We start from the raw sequence: 6,226 nt of genomic DNA, 5'->3' as shown, positions 1-6,226 counted from the left end.
GCGCGAGCACAAGAAGCTCGCTCTACGCCAAGCCGCATGACCAGTTTCATGATCGCCCATTTTGCAGAACTTGACGCACACAACCTCCGAAGCTGGGGAGTAGCCCCAAAATCCAACAGCAATATCATGCCTCAACGGCGGTTTTGCCACTGCCAGTTTTGCGGTTCGCTCGCCTGTCAAAAGGGACAGTCTTTCGAGTCACGATCCGGAGTGGGTTTGCCAAGGCTCCCGAGGTGGCCCACTTTTGCGTCGGGGCTCCGCCACTCTTCAGATCAACAGCAACCAGCACCAATACGCACCAATCACCATTTGCACAGCGAACGCGGTGAACCTGAGACTGACCGCGAGTTGGCTGGTTGAGACGAGGTGGATCACCGACTGCACTATACGTGCGCCTAACATCGTGGAGGCCAAGGGATCCGTGACATCTGTCTTTGAAATGATGATCGCGACTCCGAGCAGACCTCCGAAGATTGGAAGCCCTTCAATGCAGTTGGCGTGGGCACGGGCTAACCTCCGCATAAACGGGGAGAGGGCTCCGTTATCTGGCGTAAAGCCGTTTGCCGGGACTTGCCCAGAGATCACCAGGTAGCTCCGGATAACTTCCATCACGATCAGCAGGGCCAGCGCCCACGAGATGAAGCCAGTCAATGCGTAAGCACTCGCCGACATGTGCCCTCCCCGTGCTAGCACTCTAGGTCGTTGTAGCCGATCAACTAGTCTAATGCTATTCGACGAGGAGGGGCGGCCTGTAGTGGGGCCGAAACGGAATAGCAGCTTTTGGACGTTGTGCCCAGAATAGCTGCCGTTCAGCCAATCAGCAGTGATTGACCGCTTTCGCCCTTTAGCGACCCTTCCGCGCCAGATCAGTCGATGCTTGAAGCTGCCATTCGCAGAGTGAAAGCGGCGTCGAGCATGGTCAGAAAGGCGCGCACGGCGGGGTTGGCGCGTCGGCTTGCCGGCCAGAGCACGGTGACATTGTTTCGCTCGACCGCGAACGTGGACAGCACTGGGACCAGTTCGCCGCGCTTCACATAGGGAGCCGCCATGAAGGAGGCGCCTATGCCTATCCCACCGCCGGCTGCCAGCATGATGAGCACGGCATCGCTGGCATCGGCGACCACACCGGAATTGGGCACGATCTCGATTTCACGGTCGCCAATCCGGAAGGGCCAGCGAAAGGCCTGGCCTGTGCTCTGATATCGAAGGTTGACGGTGTCGTGCCCTTCCAGGTGATCGGGATGGGTCGGTGTGCCGCGTTCCTCGAGATAGGCTGGCGAGGCGAAGCAGCAAAGCCGATGGGGTGCGAGCTTGCGTGATAGTAGCCGGGTGTCAGCCAGATCACCGATGCGTATGGCGACATCGATCCCTTCCTCGATCATGTCCACCACCTGGTCACCCAGCCTGAGATCGACGATCAGGTTCGGATGGAGCCGACGGAAAGCCGGTAAAGCCGGAGCGATCAGATGCAGTCCGATCGGCAGCGACGCGGCCACGCGCAACGTGCCCGATGGTTCGGAGCGCGCGGTCATTGCCGCCTGCTCTATTTCCTCCGCCTCGCGTAGCAGACGCAGCGCGCGCTCATGCAGGTCGCGCCCTTCGGGCGTGAAGGTGAGCGAGCGCGTTGTACGGGTAAACAGCGACACTCCTAAATGCCGCTCGAGCCGCTGGACGCTCTTGCTGACCGCCGACGGGGAAATCGACAGCGCGCGCGCCGCTGCCGTGTAGCTGCCCAGCGATCCCGCACGCGCGAAGGCGATGATGCCAGTGAGCCGATCCAAAGTGATATGTTCCGCCATGGCATTACTTAACCGCCATCGGCACCGATTATCAACCGGCGGTCATGCCGCTAGATTCGCTCCAATGACATGGATGAGCGGAGATTTCACCAATGAGCGATAAGATGAAGGCAGTCCGTCTGCACGCATTCGGTGGTCCCGAGATGCTGGTGTACGAAGACGCGCCTAGGCCGGGTGTGAAGCCCGGCGAGGTGCTTGTCCGAGTCCAGGCGGCCGGGCTTAATCCGCCCGACTGGTATCTGCGGGATGGCTATCGCGCACTGCCGCCAGAATGGCGACCCAACGCGTCCTTCCCACTGATTCTCGGCACGGACGTGTCGGGCGTCATTGAAGCGGTTGGCGCTGACGTCGCTGAGTTCAGCATCGGTGACGAGGTCTACGCAATGGTTCGCTTCCCCGATAACTTGATGACGGGTAGCAATGCCTACGCGCATTATGTCAGTGTGCCGGCATCGCATGTTGCGTTGAAACCAGCCGGCATCGACCATATTCATGCGGCTGGTGCGCCGATGTCGCTTCTGACGGCATGGCAGTTCTTGATCGAACTTGGCCACGACGAGCCGAATCCGTTCCAGCCCTTACCGCATGAGCCGGTGCCCCTCGACGGCAAGACGGTGCTCATCAATGGTGCCGGAGGCGGTGTCGGGCATCTGGCCGTCCAGTTGGCGAAATGGCGGGGCGCGCGCGTCATCGCGGTGACATCGGCCAAGAACGAGGCGCTGATGCGCGATCTCGGCGTGGATCAATTCATCGACTACAAGACAACCGCGGCGGAAGATGTCGTCCGAGACGTCGACCTTGTCCTCGACGCGGTAGGCGGCGCGGACATGGAGCGCTTCTTCCATGTTCTGAAGCCGGGCGGCGCGCTGTTCCTGGTCAACCCACTGGGCTTCGCTGGTCACGAAGAGACAGAGAGGCTGGGGATCACGGTCTCATCCACACAGGTTCGATCCAATGGCGCGCAGTTGGCAAAAGCCGCCCGCCTGCTCGACGACGGCCTTGTGCGTGTCGTCATCGACAGCACATTCCCGCTGGCCGAGGCATCGCGCGCACATGAGCGTGCCGCCGACGGCAGTATTCAAGGCAAGATCGTGCTGGCCGTCTGAATTGTTGCTTTCAGTCCGACCGACCATCGGGAGTGCAGACGATCGGGCGGGATTACGCCGTTCAGCCGACGAAGACCACCAACCGACGTCCGGCTGAATCGTGCTCGACTACAAGTGCCGCGATGGCTGCCGCGATCTTCGCGCCGCCTTGCACTGACGGTTCGATAGGATTGGCGAAGTCCGCGTCCTCATTCGATACCAAGCGCAGGTCGACGAGCGGCAAACCGCGCGAGAACGCCGCCCGGGTGATGACGTCGTTGAGGACCGTCAGGGCAGTTGCGGCAAGTCTACGACGCGTGGGTCGGGAAAGCGCGCCTCGTAGATCGTACAGACAGCGGTGGGTAGGTTTTGGCCCAGCGCCCCCTCGAGCATCGTACAGTAGTCGTGCTCGAATTCCTCCCGGATATCGCTGATCCTGTCCAGAACCTCGGCCACCGAACAGGCCCCCTGCTCCAGAATCCCTGCATGACGAAGAGCATCATTGCCACCGACGCTGACGACAAGATGGCTAGCATCCTGGGGGAGCCGTTCAAGCTGCCGCTCGACGCCGCTTGTGACGGCGCCGTCGACGGCGTTTAGCGTTGCACGCCACCCCTCCGGCAACCGCTCCCGCAGCTGCCGCACTACGTCGGGCCCGTGCGCGACATAGGCAGCGTTGTCAAAGATCGAATCCCCGAGAAGGACGACGTGTGGCATCGGATGCTCCGTTGAGGCCTCTGCCAATGCTGCATCAGCAGACGAGGTAAGGTGGTGGGTTGTGACCGCGGCAGCGAGCACGGTCAGGAGATCACGGCGAGTCAGGCCACCTACAGAACGGAACGGCATCTCAGCCGTCCAGGAACGCCAGAAGCGCGGCATTCACCGCGCTGGCCTCTTCGCGCTGTACCCAATGCGTCGCCTCTCGAACGTCTGCAGGCCCCGATCGTTGCAAAGGGCCAGACTGCGCTCGGCCAGGCCATATTCCAGAGCTTGGTCCTGCATCCCCCACAGTACAAGGGTCGGTGTCGTGATCCGCTGCTTCAGGCTTGGGCGGAAGCGCAGCGCCCGATACCAGTTGAGCATGCCGGTCAGCGCCCCCGGCCGTTCCCAGGCCTGCCGATACTCTGCGATTTCCTCCGCCGTGAAGGCATCTGTTCGGCTGGATTTGATGAGCGCCCGTGCCAGCAGAGCCGAGTGCCCTGCTCCCAGAACACCCTCCGGCAGCAAGGGGAACTGGAAGAAGGCGGCATAGCTGCTCCGCAGGAACTGGGTCGGAGATCGCAAGGAATGGGCAAGCAGCACCTCGGGATGGGGCGCGTTCAGGATGACGAGCCTTTCCAGGCGGTGCGGCAGCTTTGCGCCTGGGGCCCAGGCGACGATACCGACCCAGTCATGACCGACGAGGTGAAACCTTCCGATGCCGAGCGCGTCGGCGATGGCAACGACATCGCCGACGAGCTTGGGGAGCGTGTATTCACGGATGGCTTTCGGCTTGTCACTGGTGTTCTAGCCCCTCTGGTCGGGAACGATGACCCGGAATCCGGCGGAAGCGAGCGCATCGATCTGCCGTCTCCAGCCGATCCAGAAGTCGCCGGGAGCAGTCTGTCCCGGTCCAGCCGCTAGGCTGGCAGCAGCGGAGGCGTCGATCAAAGTGAATACCTCGCGGAGTTGACGAGGAGTTCTGATAGGCAAGTTTCAATTTCGCGCTTTTTCCCGAAAATTCGAGAGCGTGAGGAATTGAAACCATTCGTTGATTAATCAGGGGTTTTCGCCGGCCTGTCACGCCGGAGGTCGCGGGTTCGCGCCCCGTCACTCGCGCCATTTCTCCTCAGGAGAAATGTGACATAATCGTCTAGAATCGTGGTCTTGCATGAGGCAATTCAGATCCGGTCGGATCTGAACTCGATCTCTCCCGCAACGACCTCACCCCTCGGCCAGCAGCGCCTCGACTTCCTGCAGCGTCGGCATGGAGGGCGCCGTACCCGGCCTTGTCACCGAAATGCCGGCGACGGCGCAGGCGAAGCGGACGGCTTGCAGCGGCTCCACGCCTTTGGCGAGTGCGGCGGCCAGGCCGCCATTGAAGGCATCGCCCGCGCCGGTGGTTTCGACCGCCGGACCGGCACTGACCACGGGAACATGGTCGGACCGAGCGGCCGTGTGCAGCAGCGCGCCTTTTTCGCCGAGCGTGATGATGACCGAGCCGACGCCCTTTTTGAGCAGGCTGTCGGCGGCGCGGCGAGCCTCGTCGATCGAAGAAACCTTGATGCCGGTCAGCTCTTCGGCCTCGGTCTCGTTGGGGGTGACATAGTCGCAAAGCGTATAGATGCGGTCCGGCAGCTTGGCCGCCGGCGCCGGATTGAGGATGGTGGTCACCCCTGCACCGCGCGCGATTTCGAGTGCGCGCAGTGCCGCGTCGATCGGCAATTCGAGCTGGGTGACGAAGACGCCGGCGCCGCCGATCAGGCCGGCGTTGGCCTCGATGTCTTCAGGCGAGATCAGCATCGCCGCACCCGGGCTGACGATGATGGCGTTGTTGCCGGTTGTCTCCTCGATGAAGATATAGGCCGCGCCGGTATAGCTTTGCGGCGTCTCGATGACGGCGGATTTGACGCTCGCCTCTGCCCAGGTCGCCTTGGCCATGTCGGCGAAAGCATCGACGCCAAGCCGGGTCAGGAAGGTGACGTCCGCGCCGAGCTTGCCTGCCGCCACCGCCTGGTTCGAGCCCTTGCCGCCCGGTCCCAGCTTGAAGGAATTACCAAGAATGGTTTCACCCATGCGCGGCTGTCGATCGGCGCGGTAGGCGGTGTCGGCGACGAAAACGCCCAGAATAACGACAGGTTTGCCCGACGCCATGGCCCTACTCGGCGTCCGGCGGCACGACGCCCTTGCGAAAGGCGAAGCAGCCATAGAAGCGGCGCTCGCCGGTCTGGATGACGCAATAGGCTTTCTTGGCGCGCTCGTAGAAGGCATAGCGCTCGACCGAGATCATCGGCCAGGCCTTGCCTTCCGCCTTGTCGATCTCCTTCTGCACCTCTTTTTGCACCGGCGGGATCTCGTCCGGCTTGCCGACGACCTCCATGCGCGCGGCCGCATCGTCGACGAAAGTGTCCAGCGGATAGAGCGACAGCACCGCCTTGACCACATCGGCCGCCGAGGCGTCGATGTGCAGCAGCTTGCCGAGCACGGTCTGCTTTGCCACCGAATCGGCGGGGAAATTGGTGTCGGCGATGACCAGATCGTCGCCGTGTCCCATTGCCCTGAGCGCCTGGAGCACATCGGCATTGAGCAATGGGTTGATCCCTTTGAGCATGGCAGTCCTCGTCAAACAGGTTTGGTCAAAGT

Annotated in this window: 7 protein-coding genes; 1 reads left to right on the top strand and 6 read right to left on the bottom strand. The window is 62.1% G+C overall.

Annotated features, from left to right (window positions below):
- Positions 1-267 precede the first annotated feature (267 nt).
- Positions 268-672, bottom strand: coding sequence for an MAPEG family protein (locus NKI35_RS29950; RefSeq protein ID WP_023682292.1), 405 nt, complete (start codon positions 670-672; stop codon positions 268-270).
- A gap of 194 nt (positions 673-866) precedes the next feature.
- Positions 867-1,799, bottom strand: coding sequence for a LysR family transcriptional regulator (locus NKI35_RS29945; protein WP_352742379.1), 933 nt, complete (start codon positions 1,797-1,799; stop codon positions 867-869).
- 92 nt (positions 1,800-1,891) lie between these two features.
- On the opposite strand from NKI35_RS29945, the gene NKI35_RS29940 reads away from it, so the two are divergent.
- On the top strand, positions 1,892-2,905 hold the full coding sequence (locus NKI35_RS29940; protein WP_023700514.1) for an NADP-dependent oxidoreductase: 1,014 nt from the start codon (positions 1,892-1,894) through the stop codon (positions 2,903-2,905).
- A gap of 267 nt (positions 2,906-3,172) precedes the next feature.
- Here NKI35_RS29940 and NKI35_RS29935 read toward each other — a convergent pair whose 3' ends face one another.
- The 4 genes from NKI35_RS29935 to NKI35_RS29920 all read right to left on the bottom strand — a co-directional run bounded on the left by NKI35_RS29935 (position 3,173) and on the right by NKI35_RS29920 (position 6,194).
- Complete coding sequence (locus NKI35_RS29935) at positions 3,173-3,601, bottom strand: GDSL-type esterase/lipase family protein (RefSeq protein ID WP_352742377.1); 429 nt, start codon at positions 3,599-3,601, stop codon at positions 3,173-3,175.
- A 162-nt stretch (positions 3,602-3,763) separates the two neighbouring features.
- Positions 3,764-4,366 (bottom strand): alpha/beta fold hydrolase, encoded by a 603-nt coding sequence (locus NKI35_RS29930; protein WP_352742381.1) that lies wholly within the window; start codon positions 4,364-4,366, stop codon positions 3,764-3,766.
- Positions 4,367-4,807: 441 nt separating this feature from the next.
- Complete coding sequence (rbsK, locus tag NKI35_RS29925) at positions 4,808-5,737, bottom strand: ribokinase (RefSeq protein WP_352742375.1); 930 nt, start codon at positions 5,735-5,737, stop codon at positions 4,808-4,810.
- Positions 5,738-5,741: 4 nt separating this feature from the next.
- Positions 5,742-6,194 carry an RbsD/FucU family protein gene (locus tag NKI35_RS29920; RefSeq protein WP_352742373.1) on the bottom strand — a complete coding sequence of 151 codons (453 nt, stop codon included), beginning with the start codon at positions 6,192-6,194 and terminating at the stop codon, positions 5,742-5,744.
- Positions 6,195-6,226 lie beyond the last annotated feature (32 nt).

Source organism: Mesorhizobium sp. M0676, assembly GCF_040320535.1.
Classification (GTDB): Bacteria; Pseudomonadota; Alphaproteobacteria; order Rhizobiales; family Rhizobiaceae; genus Mesorhizobium.
The sequence above is the reverse complement of the archived record's forward strand: the minus strand, read 5'-3'. Positions and strand labels throughout refer to the sequence as shown.

What these genes read in the sequence shown, in the direction of transcription:
- NKI35_RS29950 (WP_023682292.1), bottom strand. Translation starts at nt 672, where the DNA reads ATGTCGGCGAGTGCTTACGCATTGACTGGCTTCATCTCGTGGGCGCTG.
- NKI35_RS29945 (WP_352742379.1), bottom strand. Translation starts at nt 1,799, where the DNA reads ATGGCGGAACATATCACTTTGGATCGGCTCACTGGCATCATCGCCTTC.
- NKI35_RS29940 (WP_023700514.1), top strand. Translation starts at nt 1,892, where the DNA reads ATGAGCGATAAGATGAAGGCAGTCCGTCTGCACGCATTCGGTGGTCCC.
- NKI35_RS29935 (WP_352742377.1), bottom strand. Translation starts at nt 3,601, where the DNA reads ATGCCACACGTCGTCCTTCTCGGGGATTCGATCTTTGACAACGCTGCC.
- rbsK (WP_352742375.1), bottom strand. Translation starts at nt 5,737, where the DNA reads ATGGCGTCGGGCAAACCTGTCGTTATTCTGGGCGTTTTCGTCGCCGAC.
- NKI35_RS29920 (WP_352742373.1), bottom strand. Translation starts at nt 6,194, where the DNA reads ATGCTCAAAGGGATCAACCCATTGCTCAATGCCGATGTGCTCCAGGCG.